Source organism: Amycolatopsis sp. NPDC003861, assembly GCF_053605405.1.
The window spans coordinates 1-19,430 of sequence record NZ_JBSGJD010000105.1 but is presented as its reverse complement, the minus strand read 5'-3'; the positions used below and the strand labels follow the sequence as shown (position 1 = coordinate 19,430).

Genomic DNA, 19,430 nt, shown 5'->3' with positions numbered 1-19,430 from the left:
CACGGGGCACCGCCGGAGCCCAGACGGAATCGAGTCAGTACGGCTCAAGTCACCCGGTCGGCGAGTGCGGCTTCACTCGCCGAAATTGCCGTCCACCAGCTCTTTCGCCTTCTCCAGCGCGGCGGACGCCTGTGGCCCGCGCGCCCGGACGCGGATCCGGTCGCCCTGGCGTGCGCCGAGCGACATCAGGGCCAGGACGCTGTGGCCGTCGGCTTCCTGGTCGCCGAGCCGCACGGTCACCTCGGCGTCGAACTCGCTGAGCGTGCGCACCAGCACCGCAGCGGGCCGGGCGTGCAGCCCGACGTCGTTGTGCAGCTCCAGCTCGACTTCGGCGGCGTCGGGCGGAGCCTCCTCGGCGGGCGCCAGGTCGTCCGGGATCCCGGCCGCCGCGGCGGCCTCGGCCACCGCCTTGCGGCCCTGCCCGGCCTGCGCCGCGACCGCCGCCGCGATCGCGCCCTCGACCAGCGGGCCGTCCGCGACGATCGCGGCCGAGGGGTCGGCCAGCGACTCGACGGCGAGCTCGGCCGTCATCTGCGCGCTGCCCAGGTCGTAGAGCAGCACGACGCCGTCGCCGGAGTCGGCGCGCTGGGTGGCGGCGACGACCTCGTCGTAGTCCGTGCCGATCGAGCCGTCGGAGAGGCCGCCGGCCGGGAGGATGGTGACGTCCGGCGCCATCTGGGCGGCCAGCTCGGCCAGGCCTTCGGCGAGCTTCGCACTGTGCGACACGAGCACGATTCCCACGCTCACCGGGCGGCCTCCGCGAACGCCCGCAGCAGCAGCGCCGACGACCGGGCGCCGGGGTCCAGGTGCCCCACGGCCCGCTCACCGAGGTAGGACGCCCGGCCCTTCCGCGGCACCAGGTCCACTGTGGACTCCGCGCCGGTGTCGGCCGCGTCGGCCGCCGCGGTCAGCACCGCGGCGACGTCCCCGCCGCCCTCGGCCGCCTTCTCCGCGGCCGCCACCGCGGGGATCAGGGCGTCGACCATGGTGGCGTCGCCGCCCACGGCCTTGCCGCGGGCCTGGACGCCTTCGAGGCCGGCGCGCAGCGCGTCCAGCAACGCCGGGACGTCGACGGTCTCGACGGCACCCAGCTTGGCCGAGGCACGCAGGAAAGCCGTGCCGTACAACGGGCCCGCGGCCCCGCCGACCTTCGAAATCAACGTCGTCGCGACGAGCTTGAGCACCCCGCCCGGCGTGTCCGGAACCGCCGAATCGAGCGCCGCCACGACGGCCGCGAAGCCGCGGTTGAGGTTCTCGCCGTGGTCGCCGTCGCCGATCGCGCGGTCGAGGTCGATCAGTTCCACGCGGTGCTCGGCGACCACCGCCGCGGCGGCGCGCACCGCCGCCGCGACCCCCGCGGCCTCACACGCCATCAGAGCCCCCACCGCAGGGCCGCGGTGTTGACCGGGGCGTCCCACAACTCGGTCAGCTCGTCGTCCAATTTGAGCAACGTCAGGCTCATCCCCTGCATCTCGAGGCTGGTGATGTACGGGCCGACCAGCCGGCGTTCGACCACGATCCCACGGTCGGCCAGGAGCCGCTCGGCGATGCCGTGGGCCAGGTAGAGCTCGACCAGCGGGGTGCCGCCCATCGAGTTGGTGAACAGCAGCACGCGGTCGCCCGAGGCGAACGGCAGGTCGGACACGACCGCCTCGACCATCCGGGCCACCAGCGCGTCGGCCGGCTCGGCCGGGAGCCGCTCGCGGCCCGGCTCGCCGTGGATGCCGATGCCGAATTCGATCTCGTCGTCGGCGAGGTCGAAGCTGGGGGTGCCGGCGTGCGGCACGGTCGGCGCGGTGAGCGCGACGCCGATCGACCGGACCTGGCCGATCACCTTCTGTGCCAGCGCGGTGACGGCGTCGAGCGAGTCGCCGCGCTCGGCCGCGGCGCCGGTGATCTTCTCCAGCAGCACCGTGCCGCCGACCCCGCGGCGGCCCGCGGTGTACGTCGAGTCCTTGACCGCGACGTCGTCGTCGATCACGACGCTGCGCACCTCGAGGCCCTCGGCGGCGGCCAGCTCGGCGGCCGTCTCGAAGTTCAGCACGTCGCCGGTGTAGTTCTTCACGATGAGCAGTGCGCCCGCGTCGCCGGTGGTCGCGGTGACGGCGGCCTGCACCGCGTCCGGCGTCGGCGAGGTGAACACCGCGCCGGGCACGGCCGCGGCGAGCATGCCGTGGCCGACGAACCCGCCGTGCAGCGGCTCGTGCCCGGACCCGCCGCCGGAGATCACGGCGACCTTGCCCGCGACCGGCGCGTCGGCTCTGATCACGACGTCCGGGTCGTACTGGACGCGGAGGACGTCGGCGTGCGCGGCGGCGAGCCCCCGCAGCGACTCGGCGACCACGTTCGCCGGATCGTTGATGATCTTCTTCACGGCAGCCTCCGGCGCATCGGCGGGTGGGGTGTCCCCTTCCTACCTCTCCGCGCGGCCCGCCGCCAGATCAGGGTTTGGGGAGCTTGGTGACCACGTTCTTCGCGACGGTCACCGCCTTGCCGCACGGATCGGTGTCGTTGTCGGCATACCCCTGGTAGTCCACCTGGGCCAGTTCGACGTCGTCGCCCTGCCACGGCCGGTGCTGCCACTCGACCTTGCACCGCGCCGAACCGCCGGTCGCCTGCTTCTGGAAGCCGGTCACGCCGTTGCCGAGGTCCACCTTGGAGTTGCCGTCGCCGACGAGCGGGGGCAGGCCCGGCCGGAACCCGACCGTCACCGCCGGGCCGCGGTCCCGCCACTCGCACGAGTGCAGACCCGAGGGAGCGGGCTTCGCCGACGGCACGACGGCGGTCACCGCCGCGGCGTCGGCCATCGCGCACGGTTCGGCGGTCAGCACGGTGCCGGCGGGTGTCGAGTACTTCTCCGGCGAGTTGTGCACCTTCTGGACGACGGCTTCGGCGAGTGCCTGCCCGGGGCGGCAGGGGTCACCGGCGTAGGTGACCGACACCTCGAGCGCCACATCCGGGTTCAGCGCCGTCATCACGGCGACGGTGCAGTCGGTGTCGCCGGTCTTGTTCACGCGCAGCGGCAGCCCGCCGGCCACCCCGGTCGTCTTGTCCGCCCGCGGCACGAGGGTGCTGCCGATCTCCAGCTCGAGCCGGATTTCCTTGCCGCCGGGGTCCTTCACCTTGTTGCTGCAGGTGTCGAAGGCGATCGACGACGGCGACGGGTCGGCCTCGACCGTGCCGAGGCCGAGTGCGCCCAGCGCGTCCTTGGTCAGGAACTGGCACGGCTGGATCGTGCGGAGCACGCCGGCCGCCACGGCGGCGTCGGTGATCGGGCCGTCGGGGACCTGGCCGGAGCCGGCCGCCGCGGGCACCGTCGTCCGGGCGAAGTTGGACTTGCCGAGGTCCGGCCCGCACGCCGTCAGCGGCAGCGCGAGCGCGGTGACCAGCAGGAACAGCTTCGGGAGACGGCGGTGCCGAACGTCTGGGAACACGCGATGCACGGTAGCGGCACCCGAACGCCGCTGTCCGGACAACCCGGCTATTCGGCCGCCGCCGGTGTGTCGCCGGTCTCCGGCTCGGCCGGCACGACGAGCGGGCGCACCAGGGCCCAGGTGACGAACAGCGCGGCGACCACCAGCATGCCGATCCCGGCCCACAGGTTGATGTTGACGTCGGCCGCCTTCTTGAGCTCCTCGTCGGAGGTGAAGCCGATGCCCATCACGGTGAGGATGACGCCGTAGACGCCGATCAGCAGGGCGATGATCAGCCGGATGTCGAAGGCGCCTGCCTTGTGCGCGCGCGGCTGCGACTCGGTAGCCATTCCGACCTCCTAGAAGATGATGTTCAGGGCGATGGTCAGGACGAGCACGATGCCCGCGAGCAGGCCCGGCTTGCGGTACCAGCCCGCGTTCTCGCCGGTCGCGTCGTGCTGGCGCGTCTCCTTCGGCGTCAGCGAGTAGACCAGGCCGACCAGCTCTTCGTCCGGCTTCGGCTTGGTCGCCAGCGAGACAACGACACTCACCACGATGTCGACCACGAAGGCGACACCGGCGGCCACGAAGCTGGTGCCCTGGCCCTCCAGGCCGATCACCCCGGCCTGCGACAGGCCCCAGATCGTGATCGCGGACGCGGTACCGAGCACCAGGCCGCTCCAGCCGGCGTGCGGGGTCATCCGCTTCCAGAACATGCCCAGGATGAACGTCGCGAACAGCGGCGCGTTGAAGAAGGAGAACAGGTCCTGCAGGTAGTTCAGGATGTTGCCGGAGTTCGACGCGATGAACGCCGTGCCGATCGCGAGGATCGTGCCGGCCGAGGTCACCACGCGGCCCAGGTTCAGGTAGTAGTGGTCCGGCTTGTCCTTCTTCACGTACGTCTGCCAGATGTCGTACGTGAAGACCGTGTTGAACGAGCTCAGGTTCGCCGCCATGCCGGCCATGAACGAGGCCAGCAGTCCGGCGATGGCGATGCCGAGCATGCCGTTCGGCAGCAGGTCGCGCATCAGCAGCAGGAGCGCGTTGTTGAACGTGACACCGCTGTCGGCCTTGCCGCCGTCGAGCAGCACCTGCTTGTCCTTGACGTACTCGGACACGGTGACCGCGGCGATCATGCCGGGGATGATGACGATGAACGGGACCAGCATCTTCGGGAAGGCACCGATGATCGGGGTCCGCCGCGCGGCCGACATGCTCTTCGACGCCATCGCGCGCTGGACCTCGACGAAGTTCGTCGTCCAGTAACCGAAGGAGAGCACGAACCCGAGGCCGAAGACGATGCCCAGCACCGAAAGGATGCTGTTGCCGAAGCCGGTCAGGTTGTCACCGGGCCACGAGTGCAGCTGCGCGGTGCCGCCCGGGCTGTTGGTCACCTTGTCGACCAGGCCCTGCCAGCCGCCGACCTTGACCAGGCCGATGATCGTCAGCGGCACCAGCGCGATGACGATGACGAAGAACTGCAGGACCTCGTTGTAGATGGCGGCGGAGAGGCCGCCGAGCGCGGTGTAGGAGAGCACGATCGCGGCGGCGACGATGATCGACACCCACAGCGGCCAGCCCAGCAGCAGGTTCACCACGCTGGCCAGCAGGAAGAGGTTCGCGCCCGCGATGAGGATCTGGGCCGCGGCGAAGCTGACGCCGTTGACCAGGTGGGCCGGCTTGCCGAAGCGCCGCCGCATGAACTCCGGGACGCTGCGGACCTTGGAGCCGTAGTAGAAGGGCATCATCACGATGCCGAGGAACAGCATCGCCGGGATGGCGCCGATCCAGAAGTAGTGCACGGTCGGCAGGCCGTACTGGGCGCCGTTGGCCGACATGCCCATCACCTCGACCGCGCCGAGGTTCGCCGAGATGAAGGCCAGGCCGGTGACCCAAGCGGGCAGCGACCGGCCGGACAGGAAGAAGTCGAGGCTGCTCGACACCTGCCGCCGCGCCAGGTACCCGATGCCGAGCACGAGCGCGAAGTAGAACGCCAACTCGATGTAGTCGATCGCGCTCGCGTCGAGTCGCAGGTTCGCATCGGCTAGGACGAGCACCCGACCCACCTCCGGCAGTTCCCTATTTCAAACAGGACAAGATCCGACAGGAATCACCAGCATCCCGTCGGATCCGGACAGTACTGCATGGATTCAGGGTCGGCACGCCGACGTGTCCAAAATGGTCAGAGGGCGCGTTCTCCCGGCCTTGACCAGGGAGAACGCGCCCTCGTTCCGCGCGCCGCGGGAGCGGCGGGGATCAGCGGTCGGTCGGAACGGCGATCTCGCCGTCCTCGGCGATCAGGTGGGCCAGCACGTCGTCGGGCAGGTAGGTCCGGTGCGGGTAACCCGGGCCCCACGAGTTGAGGATCGGCACGGCGCCGAGCTCGTCGGCCCGCGGGTTGGCGAGCACCGAGTGCACGTCGTCGACCGACTTCGCCCAGCGGAACGCCTTGATGCCCTGCTTGGCCTCGGCGGTGTACTTCTCGCGGGTGTGCCAGTCGTCGTTGCCGTAGGAGTCGTCCCACAGGACGTGCCCGGTGTCCTTGAGCACCTCGGCCGCGGCCCGGACCGACGTGCCGTTCTCGTCGCCGGGGTTGGTCTCGGGCCACTCGTCGCGCTTCTTGGCCGAGTCCCAGAGCCAGCGGGCCGCGTACTCGCTGCCGTTGAAGATCGACATGCACCGCGACCAGCCGAAGCCGACGCAGGCGCCTTCGTGGCCCTGGTCGTAGAACGCGTACCAGGCGTCGGTGTCCGGGGTGCCGCCCGGCTCGAGGCACACGCAGTGGCCGCCGCGGATCCGGCCGAGCTTCTTGACGCCGGCCTTCGCGATGAAGAACTCGCCGGACTTCTCGTCCTGCTCGGGCTGGTCGAACGCCGAGTACCAGTTGACGCCGATCACCACCGGCGCCCGGGTGGGCCGGTCTTCGTCGGCCAGCGCGCCGAGCGGATACCTTTCCACGTGCCGCCAGTCGTCCGGAATGAACCGGCCCAGGCGCGGGTCGGCCGGATCGGAACCGAGTGGGCGATAACGCATGACTTCCTCCTTGCGTGCAGGCGAAAATGCGCACACGCCGGCCGGATGGCATGCGCACCCCGAGCTCGAAGGCGGACTGAAACGTTGGCACGACGAAGAAAGACGGCCGAGCGCACCACCCTCCGGCCACGCCGGACGCACCGGCGGAACCCCTCGAATCGAGTGTCGCACGAAAACGCCGAATAAGATCCCGAACTCACCCGAACAGCGCAGGAATCACGGTGAAAAAGTTTCCGCTGACCACCCGCGCACCTATCGGGTCAAAGATTTCCTGGCAGAGCAATAATCACCGAATCAGATACACCGATTTCGGCATCGATTCGGTATCGGCACCGAGATACGTCCCTTCGGGCGACCGCGGGGTCAATTTTTCAACGCCCTGCGGTCAGTCTGCCACGCGCCGGAACCGCGGCACCCGGCCGTCCGGTGTCTCGACCGTCTCCGCGAACATCGCCGCCGGACGCACCCATAGCCCGCGCTCGCCGTAGAGCGCGCGGTACACCACGAGTTCCTCTTCCGTCTCGCTGTGCCGGGCCAGGCCCAGCACCTCGTACTCGCCGCCCTTGTAGTGGACGTACCGACCCGGCTCCACCTCAGAACAGCCGGAACTCGTCGGACTCGATGCCGCGGAGTTCGTCGTAGTCCAGGGTCAGGCAGCGGATGCCGCGGTCCTCGGCCAGCGTGCGGGCCTGCGGCTTGATGATCTGGGCCGCGAAAACGCCCTGCACCGGCGCCAGGAGCGGGTCGCGGTTGAGCAGCTCGAGGTAGCGCGTCAGCTGCTCGACGCCGTCGATTTCGCCGCGGCGCTTGATCTCGACCGCCACCGAACGGCCGTCGGCGTCGCGGGCCATGATGTCGACCGGGCCGATCGCCGTGGGGAATTCGCGGCGGACCAGCGTGTAGCCGTCGCCGAGGGTCTTGATGTGCTCGGCGAGCAGTTCCTGCAGGTGCGCTTCCACGCCGTCCTTCTGCAGGCCCGGTTCCGCGCCCAGGGCCTGGGAATAGTCGTGGAAGATCTCGTCGATCGAGATCACCAGCTTTTCGCCCTGCTTGTTTTCGACGATCCAGAGCTTGCCGTCCTCGATCAGCCAGCACGGCGGGCTCATCCAGTTCAACGGCTTGTACGCACGGTCGTCGGAGTGCACCGACACCGAGCCGTCGGACTTGACGAGCAGCAGGCGGGTGGCCATCGGCAGGTGGGCGGTGAGCCGGCCGGCGTAGTCGACCTGGCACCGCGCGATCACGAGACGCACCCGAGGAGGGTAGGACAGGGTCGGCGATACTGGGCGCGTGGACCCCATTCAGCGTGTCGCGTCCCGCGAGGTGTACCGGAACAACTGGATGACGGTGCGGGAGGACGAAATCCGCCGCGCCGACGGCTCGCCGGGCATCTACGGCGTGATCGACAAGCCGTCGTACGCGCTGGTCATCGCCCAGGACGGCGACCGGTTCCGGCTGGTCGAGCAGTTCCGCTACCCGCTCGGCGAGCGGCGCTGGGAGTTCCCGCAGGGCACCGCGCCGGACCTGGCGGACGTGCCGCCGGCCGAACTCGCCGTGCGGGAACTGCGCGAAGAGACCGGTCTGCGGGCCGGCTCGATGGTTCCGCTCGGCAAGCTCGACGTCGCCGCCGGCATGAGCAGCCAGCGCGGCTGGGTGTTCCTCGCCACCGACATCAGCGAGGGCGAGCCGGAGCGCGAGCACGAGGAGCAGGACATGCGCAGCGCGTGGTTCGCGCGCGCCGACGTCGAGAAGATGATCCTCGCCGGGGACATCACCGACGCGCAGTCGATCGCCGCGTGGGCGCAGCTCATGCTGTTCGAGCGGCACCGGCCTTGAGCATCCCGCGGATCACCAGGTGGTGGAACGGCTTGATCAGCGCGAAGTAGGCCGGGCCGACGCGGTTGTGGAAGTGCACGATCGTGCCGAGCCGGAAGCCGCGTGACACCGCTTCGACCGTCAGGTACCCGGTCAGGTGACTGTCGTCCACGCCCGCGACCAGGTACCGCTCCGGATCCCCGGCGCGGACGGTGAAGAACGCGACGCGGTCGCCGGGCGCGAAGCCGATGTCCTCGGGCCGCAGCCGGCCGGTCCGCGGAACCGACGCGGTCTCCAGCCGCAGCGCCTTGGCGAGCACGTACCGGACGCCGAAGAGGGCTTTCACCCAGGCCGGCGACCAGCCGAAGACGCCGGCGACGAATTCGCGCAGGCTGTTCTCGCTCTCGATTTCCTTGAACTCGACGTAGTCGGCGCCGTCGACGTAAGGCTCGGTCATTTCCGTCTCCCCAGTACCAGTTCCAACGCGCTCTTCAGCTGCCGGCCGGTCAGCGGCGGCACGACCTGCCCGGCGCCGACGACGATCAGGTACAACGCCCGCGCGAGGTCGGCGTCGCCGCCGATCTCGGTCAGGTAGGCGACGCGGGTGGCGTCCACGCGCTCCTGCACCGCCCGGGCTTCGGCGTCCTGCAGGGCCCACGCCCGGACGGCGATCTCCAGCTCCGGCCCGGGTCCCGGCGCCAGGACCAGCTTCAGCAACGCGCTCAGCCGGTCGCCGTCCGCCGCTTCGGCCTGCTCCACGAACCGCGTGGTGCGTTCGGCTTCGAAGTGCTCCAGGAGGGCGGTGCGGTAGCCGCTCATGCCCTTGAAGTGGTGGTAGAAGGAGCCTTTCGACAGCCCGAGGCGTTCGGTGAGCCGCTCGATGGTCACCGACGGCGCGCCCTGCTCCGCCAGCAGCACCAGCCCCGCGTCCAGCCAATCCCGCTTGCTCGCCATGGCCATACCATACCGTATGGTACGGTCGGTGGCCACGCCGAAACCCGGCCGGACCCTCTCGCCGATCAGTCGGGCCAGGAGGGCTTGCGCTTCTCCAGGAACGCCGCCATGCCCTCGCGGGCGCCGGGCAGCTGGGACGCCGCCGCCATCACTTCGAGCGCGATCGCGTAGGCGTCGGCCTCGGGGCGGTCGAGCTGGGCGTAGAGCGTCACCTTGCCCATCGACTTGCTGGCGCGGCTGCCGCGGGTGGCCCGGGCCAGCAGCTCCGCGACGGCGTCGTCGAGCTGCTCATCGGGGACGACCCGGTTGACCAGGCCCCAGTCCAGCGCCGTCGCCGCGTCGATGACGTCGCCGGTCAGCGCCAGCTCCATCAGGCGCTTGCGGCCGATCGACCGCGCCACCGGAACCGCCGGCGTATGGCAGAACCAGCCGCCCTTGCCGCCCGGCAGCGCGAAGCCCGCCGACTCGGCGGCCACGGCCAGGTCGCACGACGCCACCAGCTGGCAGCCCGCCGCCGTGGCCAGGCCGTGCACGCGGGCGATGACCACCTGCGGGATCGACTGCATCGTCTTCATGACGTCCGTGCACAACGTGAGCAGCTCGCGCACGCCCACCAGGTCGCGCGCGGCGACGTCGGCGAAGTCGTGGCCGGCGGAGAACACCGGGCCGTCGGCGGCCAGCACGACGCCGGTCGCGTCGGTCGTCCCCGCCTCGCGGAACGCCGCGAGCAGCTCGGCGAGGTGCTCCGCCGAGAGCGCATTGCGCCGCGCCGCCCGGTTCATGGTGATCGTGACGGTGTCGCCGTCGCGCTTGACCAGGATGTGCTCGTACTCGGTCATGCCCCGACGGTAGTACTTCCCGCGCGGAATGTGCGCCGGTAGCTGTCCGGCGCGACGCCGACTTCGGCGCGCATCCGGCGCCGCAGGTTGGCCGCCGTGCCCAGCCCGGACCGCTCGGCGACGCGCTCGACCGGCAGCGACGTCGTCTCCAGCAGCCGCTGCGCGTACCGGACGCGCTGGACGCGCAGCCAGCGTCCGGGTGTCACCCCGGTGGCCGCGGCGAACTCGCGGTGGAACGTCCGCTCGCTCATCCGCGCGTGCCCGACCAGGTCCTCGACGCCGATGCCGTCCCCGAGCCGCGCGAGCGCCCAGTCCATTGTGGACGCCATACCGGGCTGGGCCGCCTTCGGTGGCAGCGGGTGGTCGACGTACTGGCGTTGCCCGCCCTCGCGCGCCGGCGGCATCACCAGGCGGCGCGCCAGCATGGCGGCGATGTCGGCGCCGTGGTCGCGCCGGACCAGGTACAGGCAGAGGTCGAGGCCGCCGACGACGCCCGCGGACGTCAGGACGCCGCCGTCGTCGGTGTAGAGCACGTCGCGCTGCAGGTCCGCGCGCGGGGCGACCTCGGCGAGGGCGTCGAGGTCGCGCCAGTGCGTGGTCGCCGGGCGGCCGTCGAGCAGGCCGGCGGCGGCGAGGGTGAACGCGCCGGAGCACAACCCGGCGACGGTCGCGCCCGCCCGGTGGGCGCGGCGCAGCGCCGTGACGGCCGACGGCGGCACCGGCGCGAGGGGCTCGTCGCGGCCCGGTGCGAGCACGAGGTCGCAGCCGTCGAGCCCGGCGAGGCCGTGCGTGGCTGCGACGTCACCGAACGGCGACGTGGCCGTCCGCACCCGGCCGGCGCTGCACAGCCGCACGGTGAACGGGCCGATGCCGCTGTCGGTCCGGTCCTGGCCCCAGACCTCGCCGATCACCGCGAGGTCGAACACCCGGGTGCCCGGCAGCAGGAGGACGCCGATGGTGCGCATGGCAGGAAAGTACCGTATCGCGCGTCTTCTGCCACTCCCCTCACCCACCGCACCCCCGCGAGACTCGACGGCATGACCGAAACGGCACTCATCCTGATCGACGTCCAGTGCGGGTTCGACGACCCGGAGTTCTGGGGCCCGCGCAACAACCCGGGCGCCGAAGCGAACATGAAGGCCCTGCTCGACGCGTGGCAGGAGCGGCGGCTCCCGGTGGTCCTGGTGCACCACGATTCGCCGAAGCCCGGCTCGCCACTGCGTCCCGGCCAGCCGGGCAACGACTTCAAGCCCGAACTCGACGGCGCCCGGCCGGACCTCGTGTTCGGCAAGAAGGTCAACTCGGCGTTCCTCGGCGACGCCGACCTCGACGCGTGGCTGCGCAAGCGCGGCATCACGAGCTTCGTCGTGGCCGGCATCCAGACGAACTTCTGCTGCGAAACCACCGCGCGGATGGGCGGGAACCTCGGCTACGACGTCACTTTCGCCCTCGACGCCACGTTCACCTTCGACCTCCCGGGCGTGACCGCGGACGAGCTCTACCGCGTCACGGCGGCGAACCTGGCGAACCAGTTCGCCACCGTGAAGTCCACGAAGGACGTCCTGGGCGAGCTCAGCTGAGGCCGTGCCGTTCGCGGATCAGGCTGACGATGCCGTCCATGATCCCGGTGAGCTCGTAGTCCTTGGGCGTGAACACCCGGGCGATGCCGCGTTCGGTGAGCAGCGCGGCATCGTCGGGCGGGATGATGCCGCCGACGATCACCGGCACGTCGCCCGCCCCCGCGGCACGCAGGCCGTCGACGACGTGCGGGACGACCTCGAGGTGCGAGCCGGAGAGCACGGAGAGCCCGACGACGTGCACGCCTTCCTGCACCGCGGCCGCGACGATCTGCTCGGGCGTCAGCCGGATGCCCTGGTAGACGACCTCGAAGCCGACGTCGCGCGCCCGGACGGCGACCTGCTCGGCGCCGTTGGAGTGCCCGTCGAGGCCCGGCTTGCCGACCAGGATCCGCAGCCGCTCGCCCAGCTCCGCCTCGGTTTCCCGGACCCGCGTGCGCACCCGCTCCAACTCGGGGTCACCGGCTCCGGCGACCGCGGAGGCGGAAACGCCGGTGGGCGCCCGGTATTCACCGAACACCTCGCGCAGCGCGCCGGCCCACTCGCCGGTGGTCACGCCGGCCCGTGCACAGTCCACAGTGGCCTCGAACAGGTTTTCCGTGGTCTGCGCGCGTTCCTTCAGCGCGGCCAGCGACCGTTCGACGGCCTCGTTGTCGCGCTGGGTGCGCCACTCCTCGATCGCGGTGACGGCGGCCTTCTCGACGGCGGGGTCGATCGTCTCGATCGCCTTCGCGCCTTCGGCCTGCAGCGGCGACGGCTCGGTCGTGCCGAACTTGTTGACCCCGACCAGGATCCGCTCGCCGTTCTCCATCTCGCGGCGGTACTCGGCCAGCGATGCGACCAGCTGCGACTTCATGTACCCGCTCTCGACCGCGGCGACGGCGCCGCCGAGGTCCTGCACGCGGGCGATCTCCTCGCGGGCGCCGGCCATGATCTCGTCGACCTTGGCCTGGATGACGTGCGAGCCGTCGAAGATGTCCTCGTACTCCAGCAGGTCGGTCTCGAAGGCGAGCACCTGCTGCATCCGCAGCGCCCACTGCTGGTCCCACGGCCGCGGCAGGCCGAGGGCTTCGTTCCACGCGGGCAACTGGATGGCGCGGGCGCGGGCGCCGCGGGAAAGCGACACCGCGAGCATCTCCAGCACGATCCGCTGGACGTTGTTCTCCGGCTGGGCCTCGGTCAGCCCGAGCGAGTTGACCTGCACGCCGTAGCGCAGCCGACGGGCCTTGGGATCCGTTACGCCGTAACGGTCGCGCGTGAGCTCGTCCCAGAGCGCGGTGAACGCGCGCATCTTGGACATCTCCTCGACGAACCGGACGCCGGCGTTGACGAAGAAGGAGATCCGCGCGACGACCTTCGCCATGTCGGCCGCGTCGACCTGCCCCGAGTCGCGGACGGCGTCGAGGACGGCGATCGCGGTGCACAGCGCGTAGGCGACTTCCTGTGTCGGCGTCGCCCCGGCTTCCTGCAGGTGGTAGCTGCAGATGTTGATCGGGTTCCACTTGGGGACGTGGTGCACCGTCCAGGCGATCACGTCGGTGATCAGCCGCAGGCTCGGCCCGGGCGGGAAGATGTAGGTCCCGCGGGACAGGTACTCCTTGATGATGTCGTTCTGCGTGGTGCCGGCGAGCTTCGCGAGCACCTCGTCGACGTCGCGCCCCTCGGCTTCGGCCTGCTCGCGCGCCACGGAGACGTACAGCGCGAGCAGCCACATGGCCGGCGCGTTGATGGTCATCGACGTGTTCGCTTCGGCGAGCGGGATGCCGTCGAAGAGCCGCCGCATGTCGCCGAGGTGCGACACCGGGACGCCGACCTTCCCGACCTCGCCGCGGGAGAGCTGGTGGTCCGGGTCGTAGCCGGTCTGGGTGGGCAGGTCGAAGGCCACCGAAAGGCCGGTCTGCCCCTTCGCGAGGTTGCGCCGGTAGAGCTCGTTCGACGCGGCGGCGGAGGAGTGCCCCGCGTACGTGCGCATCACCCAGGGGCGATCCCGCTCGTTGTCGGATGGGTACGGCACTGGGCACCTCCGGCGGTGGACGTTTCGTCGAGTGTACCGACCGGTAACTTATGGTGGCAGTGCAATGGGACACGTCCGGGTGACGTCAACCGGCCGCCTGCTCGTGCACGATCAGGTCGCGCAACCCGTCGACGTCCGGCACGTCGAACAGCTCGATCGGGGCCGGTTGCCCCTTCTTCGGCAGGGAATATCCGAGCAGGTACACGGACCCGTCCCGCCTCGTGAGCGTGAGCCGGCCGCCGCCCTGGTCGCGCCGGACGACCGGCGGCTCCAGGTCATTCAGGTACTCGCACGTGCGGATGCGGCCCGAAACGCGGTCGGCCACCACGACCCGCTGGTCGGTCACCGCGTACACCGCGCGGCGCGTCGTGCGGAGCCGCCAGAGCACCGGCGCCCAGACGACGGCGAGCCCGATGCTCCCGAAGGTCACGGCCGCCCCGGGGGCCGGCAGCCCGATGGCGACGGCGAACCCCGACACCATGACCGAGCCGAAGGCGAGGCGGTACCACTCGAGCCCGGTCGGGGCGATCCGCCGCGGCCGTCCCGACCACAGCAGCCGCTCACCCGGTTCCAGGGCGATCAGCGGTTCGTCCACGGCAACCTCCTCGGTTGCCGGGCTGACGCACCGGGAGGCCGCGCGGGTTGCCCCGATCAGGCAGCCGGGCTGTCGGCTTCCGGCGGGGCCTGGCGGGCGTGGGCTTCGTCGATCGCCTTGGTGAGCAGGTCGCGGACGCGCTTGGGCTCGCCGATCCCGATCAGCGTCACGGTTCCCGCGCCGCCGAAGGTGATGGTCCCGGTGCGGGACGGGCCCGCCTTGAGCATCGGGGCCGGCAGGCCGGCCAGCTCGCTGGAGCGTTCTTTCTGCCGGAACAGCCCCGAGCGCGCGATGATCCGGCTGTCGGTGACGGCGTAGGTGGTGCGCCCGAGCGCGAGGTACCGGACGATCGACCGGCCGACGGCACCGTAGAGACCGATCACGAGCGCAACAACGACCGCGGCCATGGTGAGACCGCTGGGTTCGCGGGTCAGCAGCAGCCAGAGAGCGGCGGCGGCGAGGAGAAGCCCGACCGGGGCAACCACCCCATCCGCGGCGACGTAGAGCGGGCGCTGGACCGGCTCCCCCGCCCAGAGCACGCGTTCACCGGGCAACAGCTCGATTTCCCCTGCTGACATGGCCGAACACTACTCTGCCGGAGGTGCTTCCGCCGAGTCCCGCACGCGCTGGATGCGGTTGTGCACCCTGTGTGCGCGGCCGATCGCGGGCCGCTGCCCCGCCGACCCCAACGGCACGCGGACGCCCAGACCTGCCCCCCGCCCAGGCCTCCCCATGACCTCCTGTCCAAGCCAGCGGAAGGCCGGCTTGCGCGAGTTGTGGACTGTGTGACCGAAATCCGCGAGACCCGCCCCTGCCCCGTCGATTAGCGTGGGGAGCCGTGACGTGGAGTGCGTACGGGAGTTACCTGGTCATCGTGGTCCTGATCGTCCTCGCGCCGGGGCCGGACACGATGGTGATGCTCAAGAACGCGCTGTCCGGCGGGTTCCGGGGCGGACTGCTCGCGTCGGTGGGCATCTTCGCCGGCAACGCCGTTCAGGGCAGCGCTGCGGCGCTGGGGCTCGGCGTCCTCATCGCGCGGTCGCAGCCGGTGTTTCTCGCGCTCAAGTGGGCCGGCGCCGCCTACCTCATCTTCCTCGGGTTCCAAGCGCTGCGGGGTGCTTTCCGCGGCAACTACCACGCCGTCGACGAGGGCCGGCGGCGGCGAGGCGGGGGCTTCCGGCGGTTCCGCGAGGGCTTCCTCTCCAACATCACCAACCCGAAGGTGCTGGTGCTGTACTTGTCCGTCCTCCCCCAGTTCCTCGACCCGGTCCGCACCACGACGTGGGACGCGCTCGCCCTCGCCTACACCGTTGCCGTGCTGGGCATGCTGTGGTTGCTGGTGCTGCTGGTGTTCGTGCACCGCGTGCGGGCGTGGCTGGAGCGCCGCCGGGTGCGCCGGGCGCTGGACGGCGTCACCGGTACCGCCCTGCTCGGCTTCGGCGCCGCCCTCGCCCTGGAGGCCTGATGACCTGGCACACCTACGCGGCTTTCGCCGGGATGATGGCCTTCCTGGCGATGATGCCGGGCCCGGACACCATGGTCGTGCTGAAGAACGCCCTGACCGGCGGCGCGCGCGGCGGCGGCTGGGCGTGCGCCGGGATCACCATCGCGAACTTCCTCCAGGGGACGGCGGCAGCCTTCGGGCTGGGCGCGGTGATCACCCGCTACCAGCCGGTGTTCGAGACGGTGAAGTGGCTCGGCGCGGCCTATCTGGTCTTCCTCGGCGTCCAGGCCCTCCGCGGCGCCTGGCGCGGGAACTACGCCGCCCTCGACGACGTCCGGAAAGCCCGCGCCTCCCGCGGACGCCGGTTCCGCGAAGGGTTCCTGTCCAACATCACCAATCCGAAGGTGATCGTGCTGTACCTGTCGGTGCTGCCGCAGTTCCTGACGCCGGGAGTCACCGACCAGGGCGATGCGCTGCTGCTCGCGTACACGGTCGCGGCCCTGGGCGTGGTGTGGCAGGTGGTGCTGCTGTTCTTCGTGCACCGCGTGCGGGGCTGGTTGCAGCAGCGCAAGGTCCGCCGGGCGATGGACGGCGCGACGGGCGCCGCGCTGGTCGGGTTCGGCGCGGCGCTCGCCCTCGAAGGCTAGAGCGTCCGGTCCAGCCAGTCGTAGATGCGGCCCGCCGCCAGGCGCTGGGCGCCGACGTGGCAGTGCGCGTCCGCGCCCTCTTCCGCCGTGAACGTCAGCAGCGTCTTCGGCGCCTCCAAGTGCGCGTACAGCCGCCTCGGCTCGGTCTCCTGGTCACCGCCGAAGAACAGGTCGTCCGCCGCTTCGCAGACCAGGACCGGGCACTCGATCTTCTCCGCGATGCCGCCCTCCAGCGTGTACTCCAGGTACTTCGCGATGAACTCGCGGTCGGTCGCCGCGCCCAGGACGTACCGGCCGTGGTCGCACGCCCAGCGCAGCGTCGGGCTCGCCTCGCGGCCCGCCGCGAGCAGCGCGTCGAACTCCTCGTCCGCCGCGGCCCGGGCCCGGCGCACGATCTCCTCGCGCGACCAGGGCAGCAGGCCCGTCACCGCCGCGCCCGCGTCGTACACGCCGTCCACCGCGACCACGGCCGCCAGCCGGTGTTCGAACGCCGCCGCGCGCGGGGCCAGCTCGCCGCCCAGGCTCACCCCGAGCAGCGCGATGCGTTCCGGGTCGACTCCGTCGAGGGCCAGGGCGAAGTCCACCACCGGCGTCACCACGTGCTCCCAGTCCGGGCGGAACACGAGCTTCTCGTGCCGGATCGCGCTCGGCTGGCCCGGGCCGTCGAACGTCAAGACGTGGTAACCGTGCGCGGCGCCCGCCGCCGCGCCCATGAAGTGGCATTCCTCGGCGCTGCCGTCGAAGCCGTTGTGCATGATCAGCAACGGCTTCGGCCCGGCCCCCGGCGCGCGGTAGAAGTACCCGCGCAGAGTCGTGCCCTCGTACGGGATTTCGACCGGCTCGGCCACCTCCGCGCGGCGGAAACACTCGACGCTGCGGTCGTAGGCCGCCGCGATGCGCGGGTCCGCCGGGTCGCCGTGGAGGAAGAACTCCGCGGAGAAGTAGTACGTCGACGCGCGCAGCAGCAGGTCGCGCGCGGTGACCGGGCCGGCGTCGGCCGCTTCGGCGTACAGGCGGTCGGCCAGCGCGCGGTAGGCGTCGTGCCAGCTGTCGTAGTCGCCCGGCGTCACGGTCGACGCCGCCGCGAGGACCTCGCCGAAGTCCGAGCCGCCGTAGGCCGCGTGGCCGAACAGGCGGAGGGTCTCGAACCAGAACTGCCGGTCTTCTTCGAACATCAGCTGCTTCATCGGATTTCCTCCTGCACAAAGGTTTCGAACGAACGGGCCGGCCGCCCGGTGACCTGCTCGACGGCCGGGGTGACGCGGTCTTCGGCGCCGCGCCGGATGTCCTCGTCCAGGGCGGCCAGCACGCGGGCGAACTCGGCGGGGATCCCGGATGACGTCAGCGAAGCCGCGAAGGCCCCGGTGCCGACCGCGCGGTGCCGCACCGGACGGCCGAGGCGCGCGGACAAGATCGCCGCCGCTTCGGCGTAGCTCAACGCGGCCGGTCCGGTCAGGACGTGGTCGGTGTTGTGCGGTACCGGATCGGTCAGCGCGCGGACGGCGACCGCCGCGATGTCGCCGGCGTCGACGAACGCGACCCGGGCGTCGCCGGTGGCCGTGACGATCTCGCCGTCCCGCACCCCTTGGGCCACCAGGTGTTCGCCGGTGAAGTTCTGCATGAACCAGGACGGCTTCAGCACGGCCCACTCCGGTGCCGTGCGCACCAGCCGCTGCAGGTCGCCGAGGCCCGGGGTGTCCGGCGTGACCGCCGAAGAGCTGAGCAGGACGACCCGCCGGACGCCCGCCGCCAGCGCGTCGTCCAGGAAGGGCGCCACCAAGCCGATCGGCGAAGCCTCACCGATCGGCGCGAGCAGGTAGACCGCGGAGACTCCGCGCAGCGCGCCGGCGTGGGTCGACCGATCCGCCCAGTCGAACCGGACCTGCCCGGCCGCGCCCGGCTTCCGCGTGGCCGCCCGGGCCGCGAATCCGCCGGCACGCAGGCCGGCGACGACCCGGCGGCCGGTCGTGCCGGTGCCGCCGAGGACCAGGACGTCAGCCACCGAACGCCGCCGTCAGTTCGTCGGCGCCGCCGAGGATCTCTGCGGCGGCGAGCGGGCTCCAGTAGTCGCGGTAGTGGCGGATGAGACCGTCCGCAACGGTGATCACGGCGATGTACGACAGCTCGTACGGCTTCTGCGTCGCCACCACGACTCCGGCAACGGTGAATTCGGCGACGGCCACGGCCGGGTCGGTCGTTTCGTGCACGGTCTTCGCGGTGACCTCGCGGATGTCCAGCAGGTTCGGGTAGTCGCGCAGGTACTCGCGGATCGCCTCGCGCCCTTCGACGCGCTTCGGGTAGCCCGGACCGGCGAACGGGAACTCGAGGACGCCGTCCTCGGCCCAGAGCCCGGCGAACCCGGCCATGTCGTGCTTCAGCAGCAGATCGAGCGCGTGCTCGACGAAGTCGCGCATCGCAGCCTCCTTCAACGTTCGGACGAGACGGTACCGTCCCGACGTCAACCACGATAGACGGAACGGTACCGTCTCGTCCACCCGTTAGACTGCGATCCATGGCACGCACCCCGACCGGCGCCGCGGTCCTCCAGCACCAAGTCACGTCGGCGATCACCGACGCCGTCCTGAACGAGCTCGCGGAGCAGGGCTACGGCCGGCTGTCGATGGAGGCCGTCGCCAAGCGCGCCGGCGTCGGCAAGAGCGCGCTCTACCGGCGCTGGCGGTCGAAGGACGAGATGATCGCCGCGGTCGTCACGGAGTTCAGCGTGACGCGGGCGGCGGAGGCGGACACCGGCTCACTGCGCGGCGACCTCCGCGAAACGATGCAGGCCCTGATCGACTGGCTGACGCACCCGCTGTTCTCGCGGATCCTGCCCGACCTGGTCGCGGAGGACGCGCGGAACCCGGAGCGCGGCCGCCGCACGCGCGAGAACATCGGCGGGCCGCGGCGCGAGGTCGGCGAGGCGATGCTGCGCCGGGCCATCGCGCGCGGCGAACTGCCCGGGGACCTCGACATGGAGATGGCGCTGGACGTCCTGGCCGCGCCGATCTATTGGCGCCTGGTCGTCCGGCAGGCCGAGGCGGAGCCGGACTATGTGGACCGGCTCGTGGAGTACGCCCTGCGCGCCCAGTGCGCGCAGGG

24 protein-coding genes are annotated in these 19,430 nt (G+C 71.2%); 5 read left to right on the top strand and 19 right to left on the bottom strand.

Annotated elements, in window-relative coordinates; genetic code table 11:
• Positions 1 to 72: 72 nt before the first annotated feature.
• The 9 genes from dhaM to nucS all read right to left on the bottom strand — a co-directional run bounded on the left by dhaM (position 73) and on the right by nucS (position 7,699).
• Positions 73 to 747 carry a dihydroxyacetone kinase phosphoryl donor subunit DhaM gene (dhaM, locus tag ACWEVN_RS24895; RefSeq protein ID WP_452052886.1) on the bottom strand — a complete coding sequence of 225 codons (675 nt, stop codon included), beginning with the start codon at positions 745 to 747 and terminating at the stop codon, positions 73 to 75.
• On the bottom strand, positions 744 to 1,373 hold the full coding sequence (gene dhaL / locus ACWEVN_RS24890) for a dihydroxyacetone kinase subunit DhaL (protein ID WP_452052885.1): 630 nt from the start codon (positions 1,371 to 1,373) through the stop codon (positions 744 to 746). Before dhaL ends, dhaM begins: the two co-directional genes overlap by 4 nt.
• Complete coding sequence (gene dhaK / locus ACWEVN_RS24885; RefSeq protein ID WP_310967068.1) at positions 1,373 to 2,374, bottom strand: dihydroxyacetone kinase subunit DhaK; 1,002 nt, start codon at positions 2,372 to 2,374, stop codon at positions 1,373 to 1,375. The genes dhaL and dhaK overlap by 1 nt, the downstream gene beginning before the upstream one ends.
• A 67-nt stretch (positions 2,375 to 2,441) precedes the next feature.
• Positions 2,442 to 3,434 carry a DUF3558 domain-containing protein gene (locus ACWEVN_RS24880; RefSeq protein WP_452052884.1) on the bottom strand — a complete coding sequence of 331 codons (993 nt, stop codon included), beginning with the start codon at positions 3,432 to 3,434 and terminating at the stop codon, positions 2,442 to 2,444.
• Between the two features lie 47 nt (positions 3,435 to 3,481).
• Entirely contained in the window at positions 3,482 to 3,763 is a 282-nt protein-coding gene (locus tag ACWEVN_RS24875) for a hypothetical protein (RefSeq protein WP_452052883.1), read from the bottom strand.
• A gap of 9 nt (positions 3,764 to 3,772) precedes the next feature.
• Complete coding sequence (locus ACWEVN_RS24870; RefSeq protein ID WP_452052882.1) at positions 3,773 to 5,470, bottom strand: sodium:solute symporter family protein; 1,698 nt, start codon at positions 5,468 to 5,470, stop codon at positions 3,773 to 3,775.
• A 199-nt stretch (positions 5,471 to 5,669) separates the two neighbouring features.
• Positions 5,670 to 6,446, bottom strand: coding sequence for a hypothetical protein (locus ACWEVN_RS24865; RefSeq protein ID WP_449684452.1), 777 nt, complete (start codon positions 6,444 to 6,446; stop codon positions 5,670 to 5,672).
• Between the two features lie 385 nt (positions 6,447 to 6,831).
• Positions 6,832 to 7,038, bottom strand: a complete 207-nt coding sequence (locus tag ACWEVN_RS24860) for a DUF1653 domain-containing protein (protein WP_449684451.1) — start codon at positions 7,036 to 7,038, stop codon at positions 6,832 to 6,834.
• 1 nt (position 7,039) lies between these two features.
• Positions 7,040 to 7,699 carry an endonuclease NucS gene (nucS, locus tag ACWEVN_RS24855; RefSeq protein ID WP_449684450.1) on the bottom strand — a complete coding sequence of 220 codons (660 nt, stop codon included), beginning with the start codon at positions 7,697 to 7,699 and terminating at the stop codon, positions 7,040 to 7,042.
• A gap of 37 nt (positions 7,700 to 7,736) precedes the next feature.
• On the opposite strand from nucS, the gene ACWEVN_RS24850 reads away from it, so the two are divergent.
• Positions 7,737 to 8,282, top strand: coding sequence for an NUDIX domain-containing protein (locus ACWEVN_RS24850; RefSeq protein WP_452052881.1), 546 nt, complete (start codon positions 7,737 to 7,739; stop codon positions 8,280 to 8,282).
• Here the strand turns inward: ACWEVN_RS24850 and ACWEVN_RS24845 are convergent.
• The 4 genes from ACWEVN_RS24845 to ACWEVN_RS24830 all read right to left on the bottom strand — a co-directional run bounded on the left by ACWEVN_RS24845 (position 8,254) and on the right by ACWEVN_RS24830 (position 11,019).
• Positions 8,254 to 8,718 carry a DUF2867 domain-containing protein gene (locus ACWEVN_RS24845; protein WP_452052880.1) on the bottom strand — a complete coding sequence of 155 codons (465 nt, stop codon included), beginning with the start codon at positions 8,716 to 8,718 and terminating at the stop codon, positions 8,254 to 8,256. The two genes, ACWEVN_RS24850 and ACWEVN_RS24845, sit on opposite strands and share 29 nt — an antisense overlap.
• Complete coding sequence (locus ACWEVN_RS24840; RefSeq protein WP_449684447.1) at positions 8,715 to 9,215, bottom strand: TetR/AcrR family transcriptional regulator; 501 nt, start codon at positions 9,213 to 9,215, stop codon at positions 8,715 to 8,717. The genes ACWEVN_RS24845 and ACWEVN_RS24840 overlap by 4 nt, the downstream gene beginning before the upstream one ends.
• 65 nt (positions 9,216 to 9,280) lie before the next feature.
• Positions 9,281 to 10,054, bottom strand: coding sequence for an enoyl-CoA hydratase-related protein (locus ACWEVN_RS24835; protein WP_449684446.1), 774 nt, complete (start codon positions 10,052 to 10,054; stop codon positions 9,281 to 9,283).
• Entirely contained in the window at positions 10,051 to 11,019 is a 969-nt protein-coding gene (locus tag ACWEVN_RS24830) for a GlxA family transcriptional regulator (RefSeq protein ID WP_452052879.1), read from the bottom strand. The genes ACWEVN_RS24835 and ACWEVN_RS24830 overlap by 4 nt, the downstream gene beginning before the upstream one ends.
• 72 nt (positions 11,020 to 11,091) lie before the next feature.
• Between ACWEVN_RS24830 and ACWEVN_RS24825 the strand changes: the two genes are divergently transcribed.
• Entirely contained in the window at positions 11,092 to 11,634 is a 543-nt protein-coding gene (locus ACWEVN_RS24825; RefSeq protein WP_452052878.1) for a cysteine hydrolase family protein, read from the top strand.
• On the opposite strand, the gene ACWEVN_RS24820 is transcribed toward ACWEVN_RS24825, so the two are convergent.
• The 3 genes from ACWEVN_RS24820 to ACWEVN_RS24810 all read right to left on the bottom strand — a co-directional run bounded on the left by ACWEVN_RS24820 (position 11,627) and on the right by ACWEVN_RS24810 (position 14,818).
• Positions 11,627 to 13,645 carry a protein meaA gene (locus ACWEVN_RS24820; RefSeq protein WP_310967055.1) on the bottom strand — a complete coding sequence of 673 codons (2,019 nt, stop codon included), beginning with the start codon at positions 13,643 to 13,645 and terminating at the stop codon, positions 11,627 to 11,629. The genes ACWEVN_RS24825 and ACWEVN_RS24820 overlap by 8 nt on opposite strands.
• A gap of 85 nt (positions 13,646 to 13,730) precedes the next feature.
• On the bottom strand, positions 13,731 to 14,240 hold the full coding sequence (locus ACWEVN_RS24815) for a hypothetical protein (protein ID WP_452052877.1): 510 nt from the start codon (positions 14,238 to 14,240) through the stop codon (positions 13,731 to 13,733).
• Between the two features lie 56 nt (positions 14,241 to 14,296).
• The gene (locus ACWEVN_RS24810) at positions 14,297 to 14,818 is read right to left on the bottom strand and encodes a PH domain-containing protein (RefSeq protein WP_449684441.1); all 522 of its coding nucleotides are present in this window, start codon (positions 14,816 to 14,818) and stop codon (positions 14,297 to 14,299) included.
• Between the two features lie 260 nt (positions 14,819 to 15,078).
• Between ACWEVN_RS24810 and ACWEVN_RS24805 the strand changes: the two genes are divergently transcribed.
• Both ACWEVN_RS24805 and ACWEVN_RS24800 read left to right on the top strand, forming a co-directional pair.
• Complete coding sequence (locus ACWEVN_RS24805; protein ID WP_452052876.1) at positions 15,079 to 15,705, top strand: LysE family translocator; 627 nt, start codon at positions 15,079 to 15,081, stop codon at positions 15,703 to 15,705.
• Positions 15,705 to 16,331, top strand: coding sequence for a LysE family translocator (locus tag ACWEVN_RS24800; RefSeq protein ID WP_452052875.1), 627 nt, complete (start codon positions 15,705 to 15,707; stop codon positions 16,329 to 16,331). Before ACWEVN_RS24805 ends, ACWEVN_RS24800 begins: the two co-directional genes overlap by 1 nt.
• On the opposite strand, the gene ACWEVN_RS24795 is transcribed toward ACWEVN_RS24800, so the two are convergent.
• From ACWEVN_RS24795 to ACWEVN_RS24785, 3 genes are read right to left on the bottom strand one after another with little or no spacing between them, the layout of a single operon-like run.
• A complete protein-coding gene (locus tag ACWEVN_RS24795) occupies positions 16,328 to 17,518 on the bottom strand; it encodes an alpha/beta hydrolase family protein (protein ID WP_452052874.1) in 1,191 nt (396 codons plus the stop codon). The genes ACWEVN_RS24800 and ACWEVN_RS24795 overlap by 4 nt on opposite strands.
• On the bottom strand, positions 17,515 to 18,333 hold the full coding sequence (locus ACWEVN_RS24790) for an NAD(P)H-binding protein (RefSeq protein WP_452052873.1): 819 nt from the start codon (positions 18,331 to 18,333) through the stop codon (positions 17,515 to 17,517). The genes ACWEVN_RS24795 and ACWEVN_RS24790 overlap by 4 nt, the downstream gene beginning before the upstream one ends.
• Positions 18,326 to 18,760 (bottom strand): nuclear transport factor 2 family protein, encoded by a 435-nt coding sequence (locus tag ACWEVN_RS24785; protein ID WP_452052872.1) that lies wholly within the window; start codon positions 18,758 to 18,760, stop codon positions 18,326 to 18,328. The genes ACWEVN_RS24790 and ACWEVN_RS24785 overlap by 8 nt, the downstream gene beginning before the upstream one ends.
• An 83-nt stretch (positions 18,761 to 18,843) precedes the next feature.
• On the opposite strand from ACWEVN_RS24785, the gene ACWEVN_RS24780 reads away from it, so the two are divergent.
• The coding region (locus ACWEVN_RS24780) for a TetR/AcrR family transcriptional regulator (protein WP_452052871.1) at positions 18,844 to 19,430 on the top strand (587 nt) is incomplete at its 3' end.

Excerpts from the sequence above, each read along its gene's own strand:
- ACWEVN_RS24800 (WP_452052875.1), top strand. The coding sequence starts at position 15,705 with ATGACCTGGCACACCTACGCGGCTTTCGCCGGGATGATGGCCTTCCTG.
- ACWEVN_RS24835 (WP_449684446.1), bottom strand. The coding sequence starts at position 10,054 with ATGACCGAGTACGAGCACATCCTGGTCAAGCGCGACGGCGACACCGTC.
- ACWEVN_RS24875 (WP_452052883.1), bottom strand. The coding sequence starts at position 3,763 with ATGGCTACCGAGTCGCAGCCGCGCGCGCACAAGGCAGGCGCCTTCGAC.
- ACWEVN_RS24795 (WP_452052874.1), bottom strand. The coding sequence starts at position 17,518 with ATGAAGCAGCTGATGTTCGAAGAAGACCGGCAGTTCTGGTTCGAGACC.
- ACWEVN_RS24830 (WP_452052879.1), bottom strand. The coding sequence starts at position 11,019 with ATGCGCACCATCGGCGTCCTCCTGCTGCCGGGCACCCGGGTGTTCGAC.
- ACWEVN_RS24865 (WP_449684452.1), bottom strand. The coding sequence starts at position 6,446 with ATGCGTTATCGCCCACTCGGTTCCGATCCGGCCGACCCGCGCCTGGGC.
- dhaL (WP_452052885.1), bottom strand. The coding sequence starts at position 1,373 with ATGGCGTGTGAGGCCGCGGGGGTCGCGGCGGCGGTGCGCGCCGCCGCG.
- ACWEVN_RS24825 (WP_452052878.1), top strand. The coding sequence starts at position 11,092 with ATGACCGAAACGGCACTCATCCTGATCGACGTCCAGTGCGGGTTCGAC.
- ACWEVN_RS24845 (WP_452052880.1), bottom strand. The coding sequence starts at position 8,718 with ATGACCGAGCCTTACGTCGACGGCGCCGACTACGTCGAGTTCAAGGAA.
- ACWEVN_RS24810 (WP_449684441.1), bottom strand. The coding sequence starts at position 14,818 with ATGTCAGCAGGGGAAATCGAGCTGTTGCCCGGTGAACGCGTGCTCTGG.
- ACWEVN_RS24840 (WP_449684447.1), bottom strand. The coding sequence starts at position 9,215 with ATGGCGAGCAAGCGGGATTGGCTGGACGCGGGGCTGGTGCTGCTGGCG.